We start from the raw sequence: 23,915 nt of genomic DNA, 5'->3' as shown, positions 1-23,915 counted from the left end.
GTGATTTTGCGGAAGCCTGCTTGCTCTGTCTTGTGACAACATATCTCGAAAGGGCTTTCTTCACTGAGCTGTCTGCCTTAAACGATAGCCATCCCGAGTACGCACGTGGTACTTCTGTAAATCTTTCCCCACCAGTTTCACCGTGATAGCACGCCACCCGCGATTCGAATTTAACTGCGGATAGTAGCTGAGAGAATACAGATGCGCGAGATCATCACGAATTGCGGCGAAAGCTTTCTTCTCATCTCCCCAGTTTCTGGAAAAGTATGCCTTACCGCCCGTCGCCTTGCTCATACGGTCGAATACTGCAGTAGAAATTGGATCAGATTGCGCCAGCTGCGTGCTTACCATATAGATAATCGTTCCGGTGGATTGTGCCAGCTCAGCAACATCTTCCGGTGGAACGGAACTTGCGTTATCCGGACCGTTAGAAAACACAACGATGGCCTTCCGCCCTCTAAGCTGAGCTGCATCTTTTACCGTTAATAACAGGCCGTTATAAAGAGCTGCGTCGTCTCCTGCGACAGTGCTGCGGACTCCGCCTAAAACCTGATCCCAGTCCGAGGTGAGCGGAGTAGCGCGCGACAGATTGCGGCTATATGAGTAAAAGGCAATCTTATTCACGCCATCCAGCGACCGGATAAAGTCCGCAATCGAATCCTGCGCGAACACAAATCCCCGGTACATGTAGTTGCTTGTATCGAAGAGAATGAAGACATTGGCTCCGGCAAGAGGAGACGCCGGCTTTGCTGCATCTCCCGTAGATGAAGGCTGCTCTGGTTGTGGTGTCGAGCTTAGCCTTGACTGAGAGGGCCCACTGCTTGCAGAAGGAGGTACATCGATCAGTTTACGAATAGGCTCACTGCCTTCTTCGAAGGTAGCAATTTTTTCCGGAAGCTTATCTTCGGTGATAACAAAATCTTCAGGACGAAGACCGGTGATGTAATGGCCTTTGTGATCAGTCACGGCAACATTCAATTGCACTAATACAACGTCCACGCGGATCCGTGATGTTTCATCTTGGGCAAGTCCCAATCGGCCGCCTGCGTCATTACAGAAGAAAAGAATCAACAATAAACTGCAGAATAGGAGATATTTTCTTGCCATAGTGCTCCTGTTATCTGGGTACGCCGAGATTCGCTACCTGCTGTGAGCTAAGCTTGCCTTTTCGAAATTCGTCACCCGTCTCCCGCATGGCCTGCAACACTGCAGGCCAATCATCAAGATCTGTTGCAAAAATCTTGGCTGCCATCCTGCCAGTCAACTCAGGAGCGAGACGATTCAACATCACAGGTGAATAGCCCATCTCATCTGCCAGCCGCGCCCAGTAGAGATTGCTTGAATCCCAGGATTCACCGAAGAGCCGATAGGAATACCCGCCAAATACAGGAAACGGTTTAAGGTTAAGCAACTCGCGAGAATAACTTCGTGTCAGCGTCGGGCGAGGCACACCGAAATCTTTCGATATGTTTTCCGCATTTGTATCCGCAGGATCTTTGCGGCACAAATCACTCAGTTCCTGACTCGCCGGACCTGCCAGAGCAGCCGCATCGGGAAATCTTCTGCGATATTCCGACGCAAGGTAAAACGTATCGGCGGGAAGCAGAGGAGGTTGCATCACCATCAATACGTCTCGACGCTGAATGGCGCGATCAACCTGCTCCAAACGCCGGGGAGTCATTCTATCCGCGAGTATGTTGATTATATTTTTTCGCATCGCAGGGTCTTTCACAGAAGCCAATAAAAGCTCTTCCCCTGATTTCTGATAAAGGGTGACAGCGTGAAGCTCACTCGGGCTAACCTTCCACCAGCGCGGCAGCGTTCCGCTGACGAGGAGATCGGGCACCATTTCTTTCCAAACCAGAGCCTGCACATTTTCGGGAGCGATAAAATCTTCCTCCGTCGATGCCAATACATAAGGAAGATCGGCAAGGGATCCCATCAGATATGCACCGCCTCCGGCAGGCGTACCCACTCCGATTAAATCGGGCGGTCCCCATAATTGTGCTGCGCCGATGATCGTTACACCCGCGAAATCATGCGAGCGGACGAACAGCGGGTTATTGTGCAGGATCTGTGCATCGGGAGGTTCATAGTAGGCATAGTTGAAACCCACCAGCGTATCGCGGAAGAAAGGCGCGAGTTGACCGCGGGCTGTTTCCAACTGCGATGGAGAAGCAGACGCCTTAATCAATTTTGCTAAATCGGTCTTTGCCTGCAGTTCTGCATGACGGCTGCTGTATACGGCTGGTGACCATTGAATTTTTTCACTTTTGGTAAAAATAGGGCGGGGTAGCTCAAAGTCGCGAAGCTGACTGGCAAGTGAAAGCATCCTATCGCTGTCGCCCTTCCCCTGCGCCAACTCGTGTAGGCCATCGTTCAGAGCGAATAGCGTGTCGAGGGAAGCAAGCCGCTGGTCATCCATAACATTGAGAATTTTCGCAGCCATCTCTTGATGCACACGCCGGCCATCCGCCTCTTGCTGGGCGGGTCCTGTCAGCAGGGAAACAACATCCGATTGTGAATATTCCTTCTTGCCTGTCGCACCAAGCACCGCGGCCCCCAGTGAACTGCGGGCCGCGTCAAAGAGTTGAGGAGAAGATGAAATCTTCGCGAACGGCTCAACAACTTTCTGCCACGACGCGTTCATCTCAGCCGGTGGAATTTCACCCTGCCGCGCAAGAATCTGCCAGATTCCAACGTTAGCCTGAAAAGATCCAAGCGTATTGCTGCGTAGAGGCTGGTTTGAGATCTTGTCGATCCCCTCCGCCACGTTCACGAAGCTGCTGATGGAGGCATCATCCAGCTCTGGAAATTCCGCGAATATGGTGTACCAACTATTAAATTGCGCGAATGTATTTGCGACCATGCGTACGGTTCCGTCAGCGAGTCGCTTGTCGGCAGGCCGCTTGCTGTCTATTTCTGTCAGCAGCAAGTACATCTGCGGCGGCCCGCTGTCTGTCTCTTCACGGCAAAGAGCGACTACACCCTCAAGCAGTTGCTCCGAGCTTCGCCAGTCGCGGGAACGCTTAGCCCAGTCTCGAGCGAGTTTGGAATCCGGCTTGCGATTAAAAATTTCCTTCCACACATCCAGATTTCCCGGCACATAAGGTCCGCCAGTCGACGTCCATTCAAGTCGGGTATACAGAATCAACAGCTCTGAACCCTTTGCAAATACTCCTTTCGTTGCAGCAGGATTGGGCCCATCCGATTGAAAAGCTTCGTAAAGGCGCTTCAGGCGAGCGCCTTGGGTGAGATGTATTTGCTGTGTCTTGTTGACACGTGACAGCGCGTCGAAATAAACCGCCATCCAACCGCCGTCTTTCGCCACCAGGTGCATGACAAAATCTCCTGGCGAATCGAGGCTGACGCCCACGAGATCTTTCCAACCTCGTTCTGCGTCAGAACCGCCAGGCACCATCACATGCCCCGCCTGAATCGCTATCTGGCTTCCATAGAAATCCAGTACCGGCCCATAAGGAAGCAATTTTCTCAGCCCTGGGGATGTCCGCAGTGCATCGCCTGTTTCGATATCCATCCTTGCCATAGCTGAGTAAAGGCGGGCTATCGACGGCTCGTGAATGAGCACGTCTACTACATCTCCTCCGTTTTTCTTCTTCCAGGAGCTGACTCCAATCCAGTCGCTTTCATGAAACAGAATAGGAACCCGCGTCGATGGAAAAGAATAGGAAAACGGAACACCTTTCCGAAGGTCTTCTTCAAGAAGGGTGAGGGGAAATCCTGAGTCGATAGTCAGAAAAGCTCTTTCAGGACTTGCCGTACTCAAAAATGAGCCTTTCTGCCCACATCCCTGCCGAAACTGATAGCCAAGAATTTGAAGCAACTGAGTCGCGTCGGTGCAATTTGCTACGTGAATTGTCCCGTTTGAGCTGGCAAGTACCTGAAGCTCTCGCGCCTGATGCACGTATCGATCCAGCAGCCGCAGAAACTCCGTTTCCACCCCGCTTTCATAGCCGTGGAGATAGACATTTCGTGCCAACAACGGCAACACGTCTTCAGGACCAATCTTCTGGCTGATGCCCCCCATGCGCAGAAACGATCGCAACGGACCGGGAATAATCACTCCCTCGACCTGCTGGTCGCCAGCGAAATGGATATCAGGGCGTGGTGATGGTGAATTGTCTTGTGCTGCGCCTGTGTCATAAGAACAGAAATACATAGACACAAAAACAGCTGAGACAACTGCCAGCCGACAAACGCGAAGAGGAAGCTTCATAGCCGAACGCCCCCTTTCGGGACGCGGATTCAGTGGCCCAACTTCAAACGCTCGCCAATCAGTCTGAAGGAAGCTCGGGCTGAGATTCGGCGGGCTTATCTTTGTCGGACAAAAGATAATCGATTTGCGTCTGATAGTCCAAGCTTGTTGTTGTTTTCTATGAAAAGGGTTTTCATATAGGTGCAACACAATCCGAACCAATACTCAGCTGCGAGCCAGGGCAACCTTTCTAGCCTTCAAAATAGGCCTTGATGAACGCCTTCACCGCTGGAGTAGCTGGTTGCACGCATCTCAATAAGCAGAACCCTATTGTGAGGTTTTGATGAATATCAGAAAAGCAGCATTCGTTTGCGGAGCGACTCTGGCCGGCGCCGGCCTCCTATGCGCAGGAACAACAATGGTGACGCTATCTCGCATGATGCGCCGAAGGAAAGCAAAGAGCTTACTGGATAAAGTAGTGCTGATTACAGGATCATCCCGTGGACTGGGTCTCGCAATGGCCGAAGAGTTCGGACGCCGCGGCGCAAAGCTTGTGCTGACAGCCCGCGATGAAAAAGAACTTGAGCGTTCCCGCCAGCTTCTTCTCGAAAGAAGAGTGATCCCCGCATCGTACGTCCTCGTGGTGCCTGCCGATTTGCGTAAAGCAGAAGAAGCCGAGTACCTCATCCAACGTGCGACCGAGCATTTTGGCCAGATCGATATTCTCATCAATAACGCAGGCGTGATTACCGTTGGCCCGGTGGAAAACCAAACCGTCCAAAACTTTCACGATGTCATGGATGCCAATTTTTTCTCCGGACTCCACTGTTCCCTCGCAGCGCTTCCTCAGATGTTGGGCCGTCGAAGCGGAATCATCGTAAATATAACCTCCATTGGCGGGAAGGTCGCCGTACCGCATATGCTTCCCTATACGGCAAGTAAATTTGCCGCCGTCGGTTTTTCAGAAGGTCTGCATGCCGAGCTTCGCGCAAAGGGAATTCATGTCCTCACCGTATGTCCAGGGTTGATGCGGACAGGATCCCATCTGAACGCGCTCTTTTCCGGAGACGCACCTAGAGAGTATCGGTGGTTTAGCCTGGCGGCCACATTGCCGATCGTTTCTACGAGTGCGAGTCACGCGGCGCGCAAAATCGCACGCGCTGTGATTTCAGAAACGACGGAGATTGCCATTACGCCTCAGGCGATACTCGCTGCACGGCTCTCCAATCTGGCTCCCGAGTTTGCAGCCCAGGCTATGAGTTCAGTGAACCGTTTACTCTTGCCGCAGTCCGTTTCACAGAGTACCGGCCTTCGTCGTGGAGCAGAAGTCCGCGACCAGGAGTGGATGCCGGCATCCAAGATCGGACTAAAGGCAGGCTCACGCTACAATCAAACCGGATAATGGCATTTTAGACGACTAAGATTGCCGGTTAACTGAAGATATATGAATGACTTATGCGGCCATTGCCAAGAGCGCAAAATGGGATTAGAATGGAAGGATTGCAGGGAAAGGTTTTAGAGAGCTATGCCAAAGCAGGGTATTCATCCAAGCTATAACGAAATCCGGGTTATGTGCGCGTGCGGCAACAATTTTGCCACCCGCTCCACCCACAAGGGCGACATTCACGTAGAAATCTGCTCCGCCTGCCATCCGTTCTTTACTGGCAAGCAAAAGCTGGTTGATACGGCAGGCCGCATCGAGCGCTTCCGTCGCAAGTACGCGAAAGCGGAGACGGCTGCCAAGTAAACGGAGCCTTCGATTCGTGTTAAGCAAAAGCCTCCGCCAGCCGGAGGCTTTGCTGTGTTAGCCAAAGGATGAAAAAGCATTGGGACAATCCGCAGGAACACGCCATGCCCGACGGTGTGCGCGTCCCTGCGTCTGTCCAAATCGGCAATGTTACGGTTGCCCCGGCGACGGTGTTAGCGCCCATGGCGGGAGTTACCGACACCGTCTTCCGTCGCTTCATCCGCAATGCCAGCGTCTTTTCAGCCGATGCTGCAGCAACTTCGTCCGTTGACACGGCGATCAGCAACCATCAGTCAGGCTGCGGCCTCATCATGACCGAATTCACCTCGGCGGATGGCCTCTCGCGCATGCGCGAATCGAAGCGCAAGCGCTACCTGACCTTTTACGAAGACGAACACCCCATTTCGGCCCAACTTTTCGGCTCGAATCCAGCCACGCTGGCCGACGCCGCCCGTATCGTCGAACAGACTGGCTTCGACATGGTCGATCTCAACTTGGGCTGCCCGGCGAAGCGCGTCGTTGCGTGCAATGGAGGCAGCGGTTTGCTGCGCGATCTCCCGCTGATTGCAGAGATTTTCAAAACAGTTCGTGCTGCAGTGACGATTCCCTTTACCGTCAAGTTCCGTCTCGGATGGAACGACAATCACATTATCTGTGTCGAGTTGGCAAAGCTGGCGCAGGAAAGCGGTCTCCAGGCGGTTGCGCTCCACGCAAGGACGCGTGAGCAGGGATACTCCGGTCAGGCGCGCTGGGAACACATCGCTGAAGTCAAGGACGCCGTCAGCATCCCCGTCATCGGCAACGGTGACGTTCGCACTCCGGAAGACGCCTGCGCCTTAGTAGCAAAAACAAACTGCGATGCAGTGATGATTGGCCGAGCCGCCCCGGCAAATCCTTGGATTTTTCGCCAGATCGCGCAATACACAGCAACAGGCCGCTACGACGAGCCCTCCGACCTCGACCGCTACCGCATGATCCGCACTTATTTCCAGATGCTTTTAGATGAAGGTAATCCGGAAGCGCAGGGCAAGATGAAGCAGTTTGCCTCCTGGTTTACGCATGGCGTGCCGGGCGGAGCCGCGCTTCGCAAATCGATCTATGAGTCAAAGACTGGCGAAGCCGTTCTAGGCGCAGTCGAGCGATTCTTCGAGCCGACCGTTCCGCAAGAGCCGACCGCAGGGTACGCAGCGGACTAAAGCACGTCTTTTCAAAGTGTGGAGCTCACAAGGCTGGCATTCCTCTTACGAAAAATAACCCTTCGCCGCTTCCGCCAGTGCTCGTCCAGAGCCACCAGCATCCACTCCACTTCCAGTTTCAAATACCGCAGCACCATCTCATTGGCCGGATGAATCCTCAGAGCAGGCGCAACCAGCAGCAGCAGCGGCGGAGCCTTCGACACTTCAACGCCAGCAAAATAGCCATGCTTCTGCAGCTCGCCCGCCGCATGTACCTGCCGGACCCGCAGCCAATAATCCAGCCCTTGGAGAGGAAGATGCAAATCATCGTCGGCTTTCAGCTCCAAAACCATCAGCCGTCCGGAACGAGTCACGCTGAGCAGATCAATCATTCCGCGATCGCCACCCGCAAATGCAGGCACCTGTGTATAAACAAAATCCTCTCGAATCGTAGGCTCCAGCTCCGCAAGGCCGCGTTTCAATTCCGATTCTAACCAGCGCTCCGGCTGCAAACGATACAGCGGGTTACGTACATTTCCTTCCGGAGCACGCCCGTCACACACTCGCCGGATCAGATCACGGAATAAGTCTTCCGTCTCATCTGTCAGCGGAGTCTCGTGTACACCTGCGCCAAAGGTGATCGCGTCCTGCCGTGAAAACGATCCCGCCGTCACTCCATGCCGGATGCGCGCAAACTCCAGCCCATACAGGCGGAAGCTGATCTCAGTGGAGCTGAGCGCACGGACTTCCGTCCGTGATTTCATTCCACCAGGCAACAAGCCGAGCAAATGATCAATGGCCTGCTGCGATCGTTCGATCCCACGATCGTGGCTGAAGTTGTGCACCAACCTGATATCGAGATTCCCCTCATCGCCTACTTGTGAAGTGTCCAGCGTCTCGCAGCGCTCGTCCAGTTCATACAATTCCCACTTGGCGAGCGCCGGATTCAACCATGCCATGCGTCCGCGAGTTACCGCAGCTGCACCGGCGGGTACGATCACTTTCAGGCCTTCAAAAACGCGTCTTCCGCCACTGTGCTCGCGGCAGTATGCCAGCCACAGAATCCCCAGCGTCAACGCGCCATCGACGGTTGCCTGTGTCTCCTCGCCATTGACCGCAATCACTGCCCAGGCTTTCTGTCCGCGAACCAGTGTTCCGCGCGCATATGCAGGTCCGAAGCTATGTTCCAGGTCGATCGCATTCCCTAGACTATCGAGACTGAGATCAGGAAAAGCACGCGTTAACACGCGCTCAAGTAGGCGCAAATATTTTTTCCGCGTAGCCTCTCGCGTGGTAGGGGTTCGTGTATCACGATCAGGAACTAGCTGCAGCGACTGCGGATTGCTTTGCCCAAAACGCCGCGTCTCGATGCGGATCGTATTCTTGCGTGCGCTGACATCTGTGACTGTACGCACCATGTTACGGTCTTCTGACCAGATATGCATCACGCAACGGCCATGCTCAGAGGAGATCGAATAATGTGCAGCCTGCATCTCGAAGATGACACGTCCGTCTTCAAGCACCGCAGCACCCGGATGCTCGGCCAGAAACGCCTCCAGCATGCACGCGAGCTCGATTGCAGGAGTTTCGATCTTTGCAAGGGGCATGAGGGAAACTATGCTGGCTCACTCACGAACAGGCAAGCATTTTCGCCTACCAGCCCATGCGCTTCCGCAATTCGGTAACATGCGCCACATGGTGCCGGCAGTGCCACGCATAGGCTTGAATGACCTCGGCCAGCTTCTGGCGTCCGTTTTCAGAGTGCACATAGCCGCGCTGCCATTGCTCCTCAGTCAAAGACTCGAACAGCGCCACCCAGCGGCGGTGCAGCGGCTCCAGCAGATGCAGTGAAACTTCAATCGGCAACGTAGTCGCATCCGGTAGCTCAGCCCACAGCTTTTCGTCGTAGGCGCTCACCAGCGGCCAATCTTCGGTTAGCGCACGGCGTGTACGCACATATGCGTTGATATGGCTGTCGGCAACGTGGTGCACCAACTGGCGAACCGTCCATCCACCCTCGCGATAAGACGTATCGAGCTGCTGGTCAGTCAGCCCAAGGACGGCGGAACGGAGATTTTCGGGCAAGGCAGCAAGAATGGAGATGTTGGAATGACGTTGCTGCGGGTCCTGCTCGACAGGGCCTGCAAAGTCACCAACGGGATAACGAAGGTCTTCGTTCATAGGCGAAAAATATCACAGAAACATCAGGCAGGCACGCGGCCTGCCCGCGTTATCGTGAGCGATGATGATGCCGATGATGGTGGTGATGATGATGCGGCTGCGCAAACGCAGAGGCGGAGAACAACAGCACCAAGGACAGGACAATCAGTTTCTTCATGCCGTGATCCTAGCAAGACTCATTCGCTGTGCAGCTGTTGAAATCGCAGCAGGAACCTTTCCCGTTAGCCCCTTCTTAATTGCAGGGGTAGAGCAGAAAACCAGCGTAGAATCGGAGAAACGCTTCGTCTCATCTAATAAGCAGGTTTTTCATGACGACATCTACTGGTCACCAACGCTATTTCTTTGAAAAATTCGGCCTTTCCGAACGCCTGCTTGAGCGCTGCCTGGGCGAAGCGCTTTCCGCGGGAGGTGACTACGCCGACCTGTTTTTCGAATCGGTCTCCGCCACCTCGATTGGAATCGACGAATCGCTGGTCAAATCGGCCAGCCAGGGCGTGAGCGCGGGTTGCGGCATCCGTGTTGTTTCCGGTGAACGGACTGGCTATGCCTATACCGATAATCTTTCGGCCGACCGCCTTTTGCACGCCGCGCGTACTGCCGCGCTTATCGCCAGCGGTCCTGCCAGGCAACCCGTTGCCGGGTTCACCGAAACGCAGTCGCCGAATCTCTATCCGATCCCCGCAGCCGATCTTGACTCCGATCTCAACACCAAGCTTAATCTCGTCATGCGTGCCGATCGCTCGGCTCGGGCCTACGACACGCGCATCAAGCAGGTACGCGCCAGTTACTCGGATGAGCTGAAACGCATTCTTATCGCTGCCTCTGACGGCACTTATGCGAGCGACACTCAGCCGCTCGCGCGTTTGAATGTCTTTGTTCTCGCCAACGACGGTCAGCAGACGACTCGCGGCACTGGCGGCGGCGGCGGCCGCGTTGATATCAGCTATTTCCTTAGCGAAAAAACACCGGAGCACTTCGCCACGGAAGCCGCACGTACGGCCATTCTACAACTCGGCGCTGTCGCCGCACCTGCCGGAGAAATGGAAGTTGTGCTCGGACCCGGCTGGCCTGGGGTGCTGTTGCATGAAGCTGTGGGGCACGGGCTCGAAGCTGATTTCAACCGCAAAAAAACCTCGGCATTCGCCGGACTCATCGGTCGTCAGGTCGCCAGCTCAAAGGTCACAGTCGTCGACAACGGCACCATGCCTTCCCGTCGCGGTTCATTAAATGTCGACGATGAAGGCTCGCCCACGCAGGAAACTGTGCTCATCGAAAACGGCATCCTCAAAGGCTATTTAAGCGATAAGCTCTCCGCGCGCCTCATGAACATGCCTCACACTGGCAACGGACGCCGTGAAAGCTATCAGCAAATTCCGATGCCCCGTATGACCAATACCTATATGCTCGCTGGCGATGACGCTCCGGAAGATATTTTACGCAGCGTCAAACGAGGACTCTATGCGGTGAACTTTGGCGGAGGCTCGGTCGATATTACCAGCGGCAAGTTTGTCTTCAGCGCATCAGAGGCGTATCTGATCGAAGACGGCAAGATCACGGCGCCAGTGCGCGATGCTACGCTTATCGGTAACGGCCCCGAAGCATTGAAATACGTCTCGATGATTGGCCATGACCTCCAACTCGATGAAGGTGTTGGCACCTGTGGCAAAGACGGCCAGAGTGTTCCCGTCGGCGTTGGCATGCCTACAATAAAACTTGACCGCATGACGGTCGGTGGTACTGGACAGTAATAGATGAGAACAGTAGATGTAAAACAATTCGTGATGCTTCCTAATGGAGAGCGCGGCTACGCCTGGCAAACCATCTTTGCAGCCGATGCACTCAAGCTGGCTGAGCCACGCCTGCGGTGCCCTGAATGCAAGGGAGCCGTTGGGCTCTTTCGTCGATCGGCAGATGAAGCAATGCCTGACAGAGCAGAGCATAAGAAGAAAAATCCTGGCTGTTCTTTAGGTAACCATTTTGACGGGGTAAAGCGTCTCGCTGCGAACCCGATTGAACCAGATGAGAAAAGCATAAATGAGCAGTCTGACAACTGAAGCCACCACTGACCTCCAGCAACTAGCAACCGACATCGTTACACAAGCACGCAAAGCCGGAGCGACCGACGCAGAAGTTGTCATCCGCGAAGGCGACGAGTTCTCAACTACAGTCCGTCTTGGCGAGGTGGAAACGCTGAAAGAATCGGGCTCACGCGGCATCGGCCTGCGTGTCTTCGTCGGTCAGCGCGTCGCCAGCACATCTTCCAGCGACTTCACAGAAGACGGCATCCGTCACCTCATCTCAGGCGCTCTCGGATTGGCCAGTGTTACATCGGAAGATCCTTTCGTAGGACTAGCCGATGCCGCCGAATTCGGCCAGGTCGACTTCGATCTCAATCTTTATCACGACGACGTTTACTCGCTTCCGACCGCCGAGCGCATCGAATATGCCCGCCGCTGCGAAGCTGCGGCCATGTCCGCCGATACCCGCATCCAGAATAGCGATGGGGGCACCTTCGATGCAGCCACTGGCCGCAAAGTATTTGCTAATTCCCGCGGCTTCGTTGGCGAATACCTCTCTTCCTATTGCTCCGTTTCGACGAGCCCTATCGCCATGAGCAAGAATGGCGAAATGCAACGCGATTACTGGTATTCCACAGCACGAATGCTCGGCAAACTGGACTCGCCGGAATCTGTAGGGGCCGAAGCTGCGCGCCGTACTTTGAGACGGCTTGACGGACGCCGCATTCCAACGCAGCGAGCCCCAATTGTTTTTGCACCGGAAATTGCACGCTCGCTCATTGGAGCGATCTTCGAAGCAGCCAACGGAGACAGCATCTATCGCGGCGCATCTTTCTTTACCGGAAAACTTGGGGAGCAGGTGGCGGCCGAATCGATCAATGTGATTGATGACGGAACGATTGTCGGTGGATACGGTTCCTCACCATTCGACGGCGAGGGCCTGCCAACGCGCCGTAAAGTCATCGTCGAAAACGGCGTTCTCAAAACCTACCTGCTGAATACCTACACCGCGCGCAAGCTCAACATGCAAAGCACCGGCAATGCTGTTCGAGGACTCGCAGGTAATCCTGGTATCAGTAGTGGCAATCTCTATCTTGAAGCAGGCAAGCTGTCGCCTGAAGAAATTTTGCGGGAAGTCGAGAGTGGCTTCTACGTCACGGAGCTTCTCGGCCAGGGAGTCAACATGGTCACAGGCGATTACTCGCGTGGCGCCTCCGGGCTATGGATCGAGAACGGCGAGCTGACCTACCCAGTACAGGAAGTGACCGTTGCCGGTAATCTCAAAGACATGTTCCGCAACATCACAGCTATCGGCAACGATCTTGATTTTCGCGGCTCTGTAGCTTCTCCCACTCTGCGCATCGACGGCATGACCATCGCTGGAGAATAATAGGTTCAAGAGCGGGGAAATACGATAGGGACATATCAGCCCGCTTTACCAATAACCTTCGATGCTCGCCCACTCCATCGCCTTCGATCCCGCCAATCCAGCGCCGGCCCTCGCGCAGATTCCAGCCCAATCGGGTATCTTTGCCCTGTTCGCCGCCGACGAACGCGCTGAACCATACCTGAGCCGAACACCAGATCTCAAGCGCCGCCTCGCGCGCTTTCTCGACGCGCGTCCGACGCAGTCAAAACGCCTGCGCCTCACGGAAAAGATTGCGCGCATAGAATACACGCCTACAGGTTCAGATTTTGAATCAGCACTTCGGCTCTACGCCGCGTCCATGCAGATTTTCGGCGACGCTACGCGCAAGCGCATGCATCTACATTCTCCGTCGCTGCTGCGGATGAGCAGCGACAACGCCTATCCCCGCGTATATGCAACCGGGAAAATTACAAAATTGGCGCTCGATGATCTGTTTGGAGCATTCCCCTCACGCGTTTCAGCAGAAAAATTCTGCGACGAGATGCTCAACCTCTTCGAGCTGCGCCGTTGCCACGAAGATCTGCATCCCAATCCCGCATTTCCCGGCTGCATCTACTCTGAGATGAAGATGTGCCTGGCGCCTTGTTTCAAAGGCTGCAGTGACGAGCGCTATGAGGAAGAAGCCGCTAGCGTGCGGGCGTTTCTTGAAACGCGTGGAGCCAGCCTCATCGCAAAAATCACGGCGGAGCGGGATACCGCTTCGACCGAAATGGAATTTGAAAAAGCAGCTCAGGCCCATGCGCGATTACTGAAAGTGCAAGCGGTGATTGCCTTGCTACCTGCCGCAGTTCACCAGCTATCGAAGCTGACGGCCCTGATCATACAACCGTCCTTTGAAGAAGAAGGCGTCGCCTGCTTCCTGCTGACACGAGGCGTCATTCTCGGCCCGGTCTACTATTCTGTACAAGGCATGCGCCTTCACAACGAACAATCGGGATCGACTTCGCTATACGTGCAGCCTACGGCAGTCGAAGCGGTCCCGCTTTCGGCAGAGGGCGTAGCGGTACAAGTCGCGTCGCGCAATGTGCTTGAAGAGCGTCTGCAAAACGCACTGACTGCATTGATGACGCCAGCAGCAAAATCAAAACCAACAGGGCAAACCATCGCCGACCATCTCTGTCTCTTCAGTCGCTGGTTCTATCGGCCACAGGCGCGGCGCATTGGAGAAGCGTTTTTCGCCGTTGATCCCGATTCGCTGCCGACTCGGCAAATCCTGCGCGCTATCTCCCGCGTGTATAGCACCAGCCATCTTGCATAATAAAAAAAGGCCGGAGACAAGCTCCGGCCTTTTCATTTAGTGGCTATTACTTCTGCGCAGCTATCCATTCCTTCAGCTTCGGCTCCTGATCGCTTCGCAATTCAATGCAATCGTTGATCTGGTCTTTGGCCCGAACCAGCGCTCGCTCCGACGCCGGCACTTTGTGCGTCGAGAAGAAGCTCTGAACCTGATCGCGTACATCGGCACTGCAGAAGCTTCCGGTTCCCCCTACGAGATACGATCCCATAGAGGTCGTCAGTTGAGCCTGCACTTTATCCCAGTTCTGCTGGATATACTGCCACGCCTGATCGCTGGTATCGCGACCCTGCAGCATAATCAACAACTGGATGGCAGAATCTTGGTTCCTCACCTTGCCGGAAACCGTGTAGTCCAACGCGCGGCGTTCGAGCGACTGATCCTTAAACTGGGCCAAGAGACGGAGTGCCGTCTCCTGAAGTTGTGGATTGTCACTCGTCTCAAACGTTTTCTGCAAACGATCAAAGAATGCTGCGTCTCCATGGATGGCAGCGACGCCCGTAGCTGTCTGGCCAATGGTCGCTTCCACCGATGAAGGATCGGTGAGATATTTATCTGCCATCTGCTTTGCCTGTGCAATTACGTCAGCGTCGTTTCCGATTGTGCCTAGGAAGCCAAATAGCGATGCCCGCAGCTCCTTCTTTTCCGGAGTGTCGCTATCTGACGCCTCACCTAATTTTTCATACGCCGGCTTGAAGTTCTTGCGTACCCATGTTGCGAGCGCCTCACGCTCATCGTCGGTTGCAGCGATCTGACGATCTACAGTGCTAACCGCGCCAAGCGCCGTGCGAATGACAGCCGAGTTTGAATCATCCTTCACCGCCGTCACAAGATTCAGATAGTCGCCTACTGCCATCTTGTCTGCGCGCACTTGCGCCCACACATCGCCCAGCAGACTGATGCGCTCTTCCGCTATCAGTCCGGTTTCTACTTTGTTCACGATCTTTGCGTAAACGTCTGCCGGATATGTGCTTCGGTAGTAGCCTTTCCCTTCGGCGTTCGCGAAGAAAAATGGCGCCTGCGGATACTTCAACGACTGCTGTGCTGAGGAGATAACTTCACACTCCCCTTTGCTTTCGCTGGTCTTCATGCACACGGGCAGCGTCCATGACTGAGCAGTCGGCGACTTCGCACTCGGGCTCAGAAAGAAACGCTGCTGGTTTACGGAAACGCTGCTGCCCTGCGGATTACCGAACGTCAGGATCGGCACACCGGGCTGGGCCACAAAGCTTTCCATGATCTTGTCGACAGGTTTGTGGCTCGTCGCTGTTTGCGCTCCCCAGAAATCCTCCGCCGTCGCATTGCCATACATATGCGCTGCCAGATAGTTGTGCACGCCTTTGCGGAAGGTCTCTTCACCCAGATAATTTTCAACCATCAGCAGAACCGCGCCGGCTTTGCCGTACGATATGCCATCGAACATCTGATTGATCTGGTCCGGTGTATCAGCCGTAGCGCGAATGGTGCGAGTCACACGCTGCGCGTCAAGGTTCAGGGTGCCGTTCAGACCCTGTGCAACATCCTGCGGAATATTCCACTCCGGATGCCATGCCGCCACCGGCTTATTCTCCATCCAGGTGGCAAAGCCCTCGTTGAGCCAGATGTTGTTCCACCACTGCATCGTCACCATGTCGCCAAACCACTGGTGCGCCATCTCATGTGCAACTACTTCAGCGACGTTCTTCTTCCCGCCAACCGAGCCAGTCTTCTCGTCGATCAACAGGTCAGTCTCGCGGTAGGTGATTGCCCCGAAATTCTCCATAGCGCCCGCTTCGAAGTCGGGAATGGCAATCATGTCCAGCTTGGGCATCGGATACTTAATGCCGAAATAGGTGTCGTAGTAGTGCAGCACGAACTCGGCTGCCTTTACCGCGTACTTTGCAAGCTCAACCTTGTCGGGAGTCGCGCAGCCACGAATCGGCACGCCATCACTCTCGCCTGAAGTGCACTGGAAATCGCCGACCAGGAAAGCCACAAGGTACGAGGACATCTTCGGCGTCGGAGCAAAGTGAATCGTATGCTTGTCAGCTCCCGGCCCAGCTGTATCGGAAACAATGTTGGTATTGGAGATGGCCGTATCGCCCTTGTCCACAACCAGCGTCACGTCGTAGCTTGCCTTGAATGCTGGTTCATCAAATGATGGGAAGGCCCGGCGCGCATCGGTCGGCTCAAACTGCGTCACCGCATAATTGCGCTTTGCCGTCTTCGATAGATAAAACCCGCGCAACTCGTTGTTCAGGATGCCGGTGTACTCGATCTCGAGCGTCAGCTTGCCTGCAGGCAGTTGCTGGTGAAAGTTGAAGCTCGCCTGCTGTTTGTCAGCATCTTCGGTAACAGCTGCTTCCAGCGTCTTGCCCTTCACCGTAGCCTTTACGCTCCGGAACTTGATTTCAGCGGCATTCAATGTAATGGAATCGGCGGGTGTCTGAATCTGCACATCGATTTTCTCGCTGCCAGTAAAAGTTGCGGCCTTCAGATCGGGCGTAAGCACCAGTATGTAATGTTCCGGGCGTACCGTATCCGGCAGGCGCTGCGCATGGCTATTCTGAACAAAAAAAGTCCCGAGAGCGAGGCATGCAGCTGCACACCACACAAATCCTCGGGTGATACAAGTAGATTGCGACATAGACTTCCTTAACTGGAAAAAGGTGCGCTTTCAGAGGAATTCCCTTAAAAGCACTGTCTTTAACATATCGCAAACGCAGAAACGGGGTGTTATGGAGCCTAGGACTCCCGGTAGTCCAGCAATACAATTCCTACTAAAATCAGGCATACAGGCCAGATATATGAGGCGATTTTCGAGTCGCGCTTTCCGGGAAGTCGCAGCTCCAGCCACCGACTCCAGCCCGCAGTGGCGCCCAGCAGCGCAATCGGCGTGTGGCTCATCTCCGCCAGCATCTCTTCCTTCACATTGCCGAGCGAATGTTGATGCGTCAGCAAAAGCGCTGCTCCTGCGGCGCACATCAAGGGAAATACATAAGATGCCCGGCGCGTGGTGAGCCGTCCGGTTTCGACTGCCCATTCAAAGATGGCAAAGCCTGTGATCAGCAAAGCATAAAGACGGTGCTGCAGAACGTCCGGGGCAGAGAAGCTAGCCCAGAACGATCTCGGGCCAAGCGGCCAGTTTTCAGGATCTGCCCGCAGGACAATAAATACGGCAAGGCCAATAAACAAAAGGGGCCAATGCTGTGCCCATTTAAATCGCCTCCACCGTGCCAGCAGCGCCAGTAATCCTGCGCAGAGCACAATCAATCCGGCCCAGTGATGGTTGTACTCGCTCCATGCGCGGTCATTCGCATCGTTTTCGCTACCAGCGCCGAAAACTGCGGCTTGCACTGCCACCTGAATTGAACCGGGTGGCACAAGAGCCTTCAGCGGGGGGCTCTCGAGTCGAGGCTGCTCCCAGCGCATACGTTGCATAATTTCGTGGCTGGTCAAACGATCCTGTTGCAAATCCACAGCCGGTGGCTGTGAGGTAAGAGAAGCCGCAGCAAGAATCGCGGTGAAGCCAAGCCCTATCTCAGCCTCGCTGAAGCGACGCAGCCTCACCAGCAACGGTACCGGTGCTCGTCCCATCTGCCGGACAAGAAAAAAATTACCCGCGCCCATCCCAAGAATCACTAGCAGCAGGTAAACCTTCGCCAGTATCATCACGCCGTATGTCGTACCATATACGCCCTGCCATGAGCCGACATAGAAGATAGCCATGCCTATGCCACCCAGTACGAGCAGCGACACGGACACGATCGCCATGCGGGAAAAGCGTCGCGTATAGTTTGCGCCTTTTGCCTGATCGGTTTCATTCCGCAAAGCGATCAGCAGAAACGGCATAGCACCAATCCATGATGCAGTGCCGAGGTGATGCAGAGCGGTCAGCGTCAGCAACAATAATCTATGATCCATCCGCGCCGCGGCGTGGCTCATGCCGACTGAGGCAATCATCACCAGGAACGCAAACAGCAGTGAAACAGAAAGAGCTGCGCGGGAAGAGCTTCGCATCAACAGAAAAAGGGCAAACGCGCTTACTGCCAGCAATGCGCCCATAAAAAAGAAATCGGCCGTAACGATATCGCGAAGACTAAATCCTGAGCCGCCGATGAGAATGGCAACGCTGGTCGCCATCGAGGCTATCTGGGTAAGTCCGAGCGCGAGCGCTGCCCAGCCAGTCACCGACCGAAGCTTGGCCAGAGACGCATCGCCGATACGGGCAGGCACTGCGGCCAGCAGCAGAAATGCCACGCCGCCCAGCGTAAATGCCTCCAGTGCCAGCGTAATGGCGCGGAGTAAAACAGAAAGCAGGTCGAAGTCTTTGAGTAGCCAGATCAAAGCAAATTATTGAACGACAAACGGAATTTCCCCGCGAGTTATGTGCCCGTCACTTGCCAGAGCCTGCCAGCGGATCGTGTATCCGCCCGCGCTTACCTTCACGCTCTGGGCTGCAAGTATATCCGGGGCACTTTGTGGTGTAAGCGTCAGCGTCTGAGACTTTCCTGTTGAATCCACCAGATACAGACGTGAGTGCTCTCCATCAATACGCGAATTGAATTTGAGTTGGACAGTAATCTCGGGTCCCCGAATGGACGCATGCGCCGATGGGGTGGAAGCAACCAGAACAGCGTGCGCCATTGCCAGTTTAGGCGTAAGAACGATGACGGAAAGCAATATGGCCAACAGCAAATGCCTCGGGAATCGAACCGCTTTCATTCACTCTCCTCTTAACAAGACTCCTGTGGAAGGAAGACGATTCAGGAAAACTGCATCGAAGCTGCCCGAACAGACTGCCCACTCATCTCAGCGGCGCGCGCTTCCGCATAAGCAGCGGCGCCCATCAACGCCGCGCGGCTCTCCAGAATGATGCGTACCGGCGTATGAACCAGCAATTCACTCAAGCGTCCCTTATCGGTGAATGCCTTCATGAAAGCCCCTTCCTTCATCTTTCCCAAAATTTTAGGAGCAATACCGCCGCCAAGATAGAGACCGCCTACGGAAAGTACCTTCAGCGCAAGATTGCCCGCCTCTGCACCGTAAGAGGAAACAAAAATATCAAGTGTGCGGGCGCACAGCTCATTGGATCCATTTTCACCCAATTCGCCGATCACGGCATTCGGATCTTCATTGAGCATCCGTTCCTTCAGCCACGATGGTTCTTCCATTCCCTTGTCATCGCGCAGGAAAGCATAGATATTCTTCAGTCCTATGCCAGAAACCACGCGCTCAAAACTCACGCGGCCATTGAGCTGCTTCTGAAGATAACGTAACAGATCGATCTCCATCTCATTACGCGGAGCAAAGTCGCAATGGCCGCCTTCGGAAGCCATTGGCACATGCATCTTGCCGTTCCAGACGAGGATTGCTTCACCCAGCCCGGTGCCCGCAGAAACCAGCCCGCGATTCCCCACCGCACTCGGATCGCCTTCACTCAGGACGTGGATTTGATCCGAATGCAATTCGGCGATGCCGTACCCATTCGCCTCCAGATCGTTGATAAGAAAGAGATGCCGAATCTGCAGGCCCTTCGATAATTCGGCGCAGTCCAAAATCCATGGAAGATTAGTCAGCTTAAGCCGTCCATGACGCACCGGACCGGGCACCCCGAAGCAGGCGGCCGTCACTTCCGGATTGCCGCTTTCATCGAGAAATTTCTTCGTAACAACGTCGAGCCCCGAATACTCTTGCGCGGGGAATTTTTCGTCACGAACATGCGTCAGTTCGCCATTCTGAAATCCATACAACGCCAAGTGGACCTTCGTTCCGCCCACATCCCCGGCGAGAATCATCGCGCAATCTCCAGTCTTCCAACTCCCTCGGCATTCGGAGCAGGCAACAAAGATGCCGCATCCTTATCGAGTAAAAATAAGAGCCTGCCATTTTTTGGCTGAATCAGTTGCGACGGCAACGTCTCCGGATCATACGGCCCCTGCAAAACACGCCGCAGTGGTTCCGCTTTATCCTTGCCACCGATCAGGAAAAATACCTCGCTCGCCTCATTGATGACCGGCCACGTGAGAGTGATGCGCCATGTGTCTTTCTGCGGAACATGGTTGGCATACACGATCCGTCCAAGTTCATGAATAGCATCGGTATGCGGAAAGATCGAAGCCGTGTGCCCATCATCCCCCATGCCCAGCTGCAACACATCAAAGCGGGGAACCTCTGCGCCTTCCAGCTTGAACTGGTTGCGAATGGCCGACTCGTAGCGAGCCGCCGCTTCTTCGGGAGGCAACTCCCCTTCAATGCGTACTACCTGTTGTGGATTCAGCGGAACTTTCTCTAGCATCGCCTCGCGAGTCATGCGATAGTTGCTGTCTTTATCTGTTGGAGGCACCGTGCGCTCGTCCACAAAGAAGAGTTCCAGTTGCTGCCAAGGCATCGCACTCAAAAACTCCCGTTGCGGGTCCGCCAGTAACCCAAAAGTACGCTTTGGCGTGCTGCCGCCTGAGACGGCAATCCGCGCTATACTCTTCGCCGCGACGCTCTTCTGCGCCGTTTCCAGAAAATACTCCGCCGCAGCATGAGCCAGCGCATCTGCCCCGTCGTATACCCGATATTCAACCGCTATGTTCTTCCCCATCGATTTGCCCGCTTCTAAGCCCCGCCGTTATGCCACTTCCGCCCGTCGCGTCCGATGAGCCCATCGGCAGCCTTCGGTCCCCACGAGCCGCTCGTGTAATTCGGGAAATCCCGTGGCTTCGACTTCGCCCACGCTTCCAGAACCGGAGTATACAAAGCCCAGGTTGCCTCAACACCATCGCGGTGCGCAAACAGGGTTTGATCGCCTAGCATCGCATCAAGCAGCAGGCGCTCATAGCCGTTGGCCGAGTTCACCCCGAACGCAGTTGCATACTGGAAATCCATGACTACCGGACAGACATTCGTCTCCGGTCCCGGCACCTTCGCACCGAACCGCAGAGAGATACCTTCATCCGGTTGTATGCGCATGATCAGCCGGTTCGGCTGAATCTCATTGCACGGCCCGCCTAAGCGGTCAAAAAGTAACAACGGCGGTTGTTTAAACTGAATCACGATTTCCGTGACCCGCTTCGCCATTCTCTTCCCCGCGCGCAGATAAATCGGAACGCCGGCCCAGCGCCAGTTTTCCATCTCGAGCTTCAAAGCCGTAAACGTCTCTGTCGTTGAATTCGGATCAACGCGATCTTCCTCGCGATAGCCCTGCACCTGCTGGCCATCTACAGTGCCCAGCGCATACTGGCCGCGCACCGTGTTCTCGATCGGAATCGCCTTGATCGAGCGCCACACTTTTACTTTCTCGCCGCGAATGGAGTTTGCCTCAAATGAAACGGGAGGCTCCATCGCTACAAATGAGAGCAACTCCATCACATGGTTCTGCACCACATCGCGCAGCGTTCCGGCCTTTTCATAGAACGGCCCGCGGCCTTCAATGCCAATACTCTCAGCCGCGGTGATCTGAATGTGATCAATGTAATTCTGATTCCAGATTGGCTCGAAGATGCCGTTGGCAAAGCGGAAGACCAGGATATTCTGCACTGTCTCTTTACCGAGATAGTGATCGATGCGGAAGATCTGCTCTTCGTCGAAGACCTTGTTCACATCATCGTTCAGCTTTTTCGCCGATTCCAGGTCGTGCCCGAACGGCTTCTCGATAATGACGCGGGCATAGCCTTTATCGGGATGCGCCATGCCATGCGCGCCCAGCCGGTTGATAATGTCGGCGAAATACTCCGGCGCGACCGCAAGGTAAAACAGCCTGTTGCCCTCGGTGCCGCGCTCCTTGTCTATTTTTTCGAGCAGCGACTTCAACTCCGCATATCCGGCGTCGTCATCGAAGTTCATCGCATGGTACTCAACTTTATCGATGAATGAATCGATACTGCTATCACCTTCCTTGCCGCCGCCGAACTTTAGAATGCCGTCCTTCATATCGGCGGCAAAAGCGCCCTTCAGATCACGTCGCGCTACGCCGACAATGGAAAACTCCGCCGGCAGCAATCCCTGCTGCTCAAGATGAAAGAGCGCCGGCAGCAATTTACGTTTTGTCAGGTCGCCGGACGCCCCAAAGATCACCACAACGGCTGGCTCAGGGATACGTTCGCTCCGTGGCGTTGCCGCCTTCACGCTCTCTGCAGCAATTCTTACTTCTGTCGTCGCCATAACGCCTCCCGATTAATCTTTCTTGACTGCGTGGCCGCCGAACGCATTACGCTGGATCGCCAGCATGCGGTCGGTAAAGTTATTCTGCTCGCGCGAACGAATGCGGCGAATCAGTGATTCTGTAATCACTGGCGCCGACACATTCAGGTCAATCGCCTCAAATACCGTCCAGCGCCCCTCGCCCGAATCCGCTACATACGCTTCCAGCCCATCAAGGGTGGGATTTTTCTTCAGAGCTTCCGCCGTCAGGTCTAGAAGCCAGGAGCGCACGACGCTGCCGTACCGCCATATCTCAGAAATCTGTGCCAGATCGAGATCCAACGGCTCTTTTGCCTTCATGATCGAGAAGCCTTCCGCGTATGCCTGCATCATGCCGTACTCGATACCGTTGTGCACCATCTTTACGAAATGCCCTGCACCCGCAGGCCCGACATGTCCCCAGCCTTTGTCCTTCGCCGGAGCCAGTGCTTCAAAAATCGGAGTCAGCCGCTCAACCGGCTCCTTATCGCCGCCGATCATCATGCTGTAGCCTTCTTTCAGGCCCCACACGCCACCCGACGTCCCCACATCGACAAAATGAAAGCCCTCGGCAGTCAATGCCGCATGGCGTCGTTGCGAATCCTTGTAGTTCGAGTTGCCGCCGTCGATAAAAGTATCGCCCTTCTGCATCAGCGGCTTCAACTTGGCAATCGTCTGGTCCACCGGATCGCCCGAGGGTACCATGATCCAGATCGCGCGCGGAGCGGAAAGATTCTTCACCAGGTCTTCGAGCGACGAGACACCCACGGAACCCACATCTGTAAGCCGCTTCACCGCTTCTGCGTTAAAGTCAAAGCCAACCACTTTGTGGCCTGCCGCGCGCAGCCGCTCGGCCATGTTGCCGCCCATTTTTCCCAGTCCAATAATGCCAAGTTCCATGTGCTTCCTCCGAATCTTTTAAACAACCTGATCGTCGGGTACCGGCTTAAGGGGCGCCCTGCTTTCGCGAATTGAATATAGGTATCTTACGTATCACGTTCAACTATCTAACTGACACACCCAAACGTTCCAGCTCACCCTTTAACTGCTCTGAACCCATGTACTGAATCCCGCGCATACCTACCGCATTCGCAGCCTCTACATTTCCCGCGCGATCATCCACAAACGCAATCTCCTGCGCATCGCATTGCAGCACATCCAGCGCCAGTTCGAAAATGCACTCATCCGGCTTGCGCAACCCAACATAGCAGGAACTCAGAAAAATCTTGAAATAATCCCGCAGCTTAAACTGGGCAATCCGGTAATCGTTCAGTTCGCGCGCTTCGTTATTCAGCATTCCCAGCACTAAAGAGTCAGATGGCGCAAGCGAGCCGACGATTCCGAGCGCGCTGTCGTCCAGCAACTTCGATTCTTCCTTCATTGCCTCGATAAAATCGCCGGCGGAAAAACTGCGCGGGTTATAAAAGACCGTCTTTTCCAGGTACTCTTCTATCGTCAGCAGACCTTTTTCCCAGCTGTCATTTGCCTCTGGATGCCGCTGTTCAAATGCATCGTGGTCTACCCCAAAACGCGAAAGCACCGCAGCGCGCTCCTTGTGGTCCCAGCCATTGGTTAACAACACTCCGCCAACATCCCACAAAATGGTAGTGATGGTTGTCATCGCCGTCCTTGCGCCCTGCAGTGCTTCGTTATGTTCGTTGATTTACTTGGCGGAATTACCTTCAAGCTTCGCCGCTTCCGGCATAT

At 54.8% G+C, this 23,915-nt stretch carries 20 protein-coding genes; 8 read left to right on the top strand and 12 right to left on the bottom strand.

Annotated elements, in window-relative coordinates:
* Positions 1 to 60: 60 nt before the first annotated feature.
* Both GSQ86_RS03900 and GSQ86_RS03895 read right to left on the bottom strand, forming a co-directional pair.
* Positions 61 to 966, bottom strand: a complete 906-nt coding sequence (locus tag GSQ86_RS03900) for a VWA domain-containing protein (protein ID WP_254062117.1) — start codon at positions 964 to 966, stop codon at positions 61 to 63.
* Positions 967 to 1,117: 151 nt separating this feature from the next.
* Positions 1,118 to 4,180: a hypothetical protein gene (locus GSQ86_RS03895; protein WP_216840999.1), complete on the bottom strand. Its 3,063-nt coding sequence runs from the start codon at positions 4,178 to 4,180 to the stop codon at positions 1,118 to 1,120.
* A gap of 454 nt (positions 4,181 to 4,634) precedes the next feature.
* Between GSQ86_RS03895 and GSQ86_RS03890 the strand changes: the two genes are divergently transcribed.
* The 3 genes from GSQ86_RS03890 to dusB all read left to right on the top strand — a co-directional run bounded on the left by GSQ86_RS03890 (position 4,635) and on the right by dusB (position 7,159).
* A complete protein-coding gene (locus GSQ86_RS03890; protein ID WP_158748656.1) occupies positions 4,635 to 5,618 on the top strand; it encodes an SDR family oxidoreductase in 984 nt (327 codons plus the stop codon).
* Between the two features lie 123 nt (positions 5,619 to 5,741).
* Positions 5,742 to 5,963: a 50S ribosomal protein L31 gene (gene rpmE, locus GSQ86_RS03885; RefSeq protein WP_158748655.1), complete on the top strand. Its 222-nt coding sequence runs from the start codon at positions 5,742 to 5,744 to the stop codon at positions 5,961 to 5,963.
* Between the two features lie 68 nt (positions 5,964 to 6,031).
* Complete coding sequence (gene dusB / locus GSQ86_RS03880; RefSeq protein ID WP_158748654.1) at positions 6,032 to 7,159, top strand: tRNA dihydrouridine synthase DusB; 1,128 nt, start codon at positions 6,032 to 6,034, stop codon at positions 7,157 to 7,159.
* An 11-nt stretch (positions 7,160 to 7,170) separates the two neighbouring features.
* Here dusB and GSQ86_RS03875 read toward each other — a convergent pair whose 3' ends face one another.
* A complete protein-coding gene (locus GSQ86_RS03875) occupies positions 7,171 to 8,745 on the bottom strand; it encodes a hypothetical protein (RefSeq protein WP_158748653.1) in 1,575 nt (524 codons plus the stop codon).
* Positions 8,746 to 8,791: 46 nt separating this feature from the next.
* Positions 8,792 to 9,319 (bottom strand): YfiT family bacillithiol transferase, encoded by a 528-nt coding sequence (locus GSQ86_RS03870; protein ID WP_158748652.1) that lies wholly within the window; start codon positions 9,317 to 9,319, stop codon positions 8,792 to 8,794.
* A 61-nt stretch (positions 9,320 to 9,380) separates the two neighbouring features.
* Here GSQ86_RS03870 and GSQ86_RS03865 point away from each other — a divergent pair, with 61 nt between their 5' ends.
* The 5 genes from GSQ86_RS03865 (at position 9,381) to GSQ86_RS03845 (ending at position 14,024) form a co-directional block, all read left to right on the top strand.
* On the top strand, positions 9,381 to 9,665 hold the full coding sequence (locus GSQ86_RS03865; RefSeq protein ID WP_158748651.1) for a hypothetical protein: 285 nt from the start codon (positions 9,381 to 9,383) through the stop codon (positions 9,663 to 9,665).
* Positions 9,628 to 11,067: a metalloprotease TldD gene (gene tldD / locus GSQ86_RS03860; protein WP_158748650.1), complete on the top strand. Its 1,440-nt coding sequence runs from the start codon at positions 9,628 to 9,630 to the stop codon at positions 11,065 to 11,067. The genes GSQ86_RS03865 and tldD overlap by 38 nt, the downstream gene beginning before the upstream one ends.
* A 3-nt stretch (positions 11,068 to 11,070) precedes the next feature.
* Positions 11,071 to 11,373 (top strand): hypothetical protein, encoded by a 303-nt coding sequence (locus GSQ86_RS03855; RefSeq protein ID WP_158748649.1) that lies wholly within the window; start codon positions 11,071 to 11,073, stop codon positions 11,371 to 11,373.
* A complete protein-coding gene (locus GSQ86_RS03850) occupies positions 11,354 to 12,727 on the top strand; it encodes a TldD/PmbA family protein (protein ID WP_158748648.1) in 1,374 nt (457 codons plus the stop codon). The genes GSQ86_RS03855 and GSQ86_RS03850 overlap by 20 nt, the downstream gene beginning before the upstream one ends.
* Positions 12,728 to 12,788: 61 nt before the next feature.
* A complete protein-coding gene (locus GSQ86_RS03845) occupies positions 12,789 to 14,024 on the top strand; it encodes an excinuclease ABC subunit C (protein ID WP_158748647.1) in 1,236 nt (411 codons plus the stop codon).
* A 46-nt stretch (positions 14,025 to 14,070) separates the two neighbouring features.
* On the opposite strand, the gene GSQ86_RS03840 is transcribed toward GSQ86_RS03845, so the two are convergent.
* From GSQ86_RS03840 to GSQ86_RS03805, 8 genes are all read right to left on the bottom strand, one after another.
* Positions 14,071 to 16,686 (bottom strand): M1 family metallopeptidase, encoded by a 2,616-nt coding sequence (locus GSQ86_RS03840; protein ID WP_158748646.1) that lies wholly within the window; start codon positions 16,684 to 16,686, stop codon positions 14,071 to 14,073.
* 98 nt (positions 16,687 to 16,784) lie between these two features.
* Entirely contained in the window at positions 16,785 to 18,386 is a 1,602-nt protein-coding gene (locus GSQ86_RS03835) for a copper resistance D family protein (protein ID WP_158748645.1), read from the bottom strand.
* Between the two features lie 6 nt (positions 18,387 to 18,392).
* On the bottom strand, positions 18,393 to 18,764 hold the full coding sequence (locus tag GSQ86_RS03830) for a copper resistance CopC family protein (protein ID WP_158748644.1): 372 nt from the start codon (positions 18,762 to 18,764) through the stop codon (positions 18,393 to 18,395).
* Between the two features lie 41 nt (positions 18,765 to 18,805).
* On the bottom strand, positions 18,806 to 19,837 hold the full coding sequence (glk, locus tag GSQ86_RS03825; RefSeq protein WP_158748643.1) for a glucokinase: 1,032 nt from the start codon (positions 19,835 to 19,837) through the stop codon (positions 18,806 to 18,808).
* Complete coding sequence (pgl, locus tag GSQ86_RS03820; RefSeq protein ID WP_158748642.1) at positions 19,834 to 20,631, bottom strand: 6-phosphogluconolactonase; 798 nt, start codon at positions 20,629 to 20,631, stop codon at positions 19,834 to 19,836. The genes glk and pgl overlap by 4 nt, the downstream gene beginning before the upstream one ends.
* A 14-nt stretch (positions 20,632 to 20,645) precedes the next feature.
* The gene (zwf, locus tag GSQ86_RS03815; protein ID WP_158748641.1) at positions 20,646 to 22,190 is read right to left on the bottom strand and encodes a glucose-6-phosphate dehydrogenase; all 1,545 of its coding nucleotides are present in this window, start codon (positions 22,188 to 22,190) and stop codon (positions 20,646 to 20,648) included.
* Between the two features lie 12 nt (positions 22,191 to 22,202).
* Positions 22,203 to 23,108, bottom strand: coding sequence for a phosphogluconate dehydrogenase (NAD(+)-dependent, decarboxylating) (gene gnd, locus GSQ86_RS03810; protein ID WP_158748640.1), 906 nt, complete (start codon positions 23,106 to 23,108; stop codon positions 22,203 to 22,205).
* Between the two features lie 103 nt (positions 23,109 to 23,211).
* Entirely contained in the window at positions 23,212 to 23,829 is a 618-nt protein-coding gene (locus tag GSQ86_RS03805; RefSeq protein WP_158748639.1) for an HAD family phosphatase, read from the bottom strand.
* Positions 23,830 to 23,915: the final 86 nt, after the last annotated feature.

Source organism: Acidobacterium sp. S8 (genome assembly GCF_009765985.1).
Taxonomy (GTDB): domain Bacteria; phylum Acidobacteriota; class Terriglobia; order Terriglobales; family Acidobacteriaceae; genus Alloacidobacterium.
The sequence above is the reverse complement of the archived record's forward strand: the minus strand, read 5'-3'. Positions and strand labels throughout refer to the sequence as shown.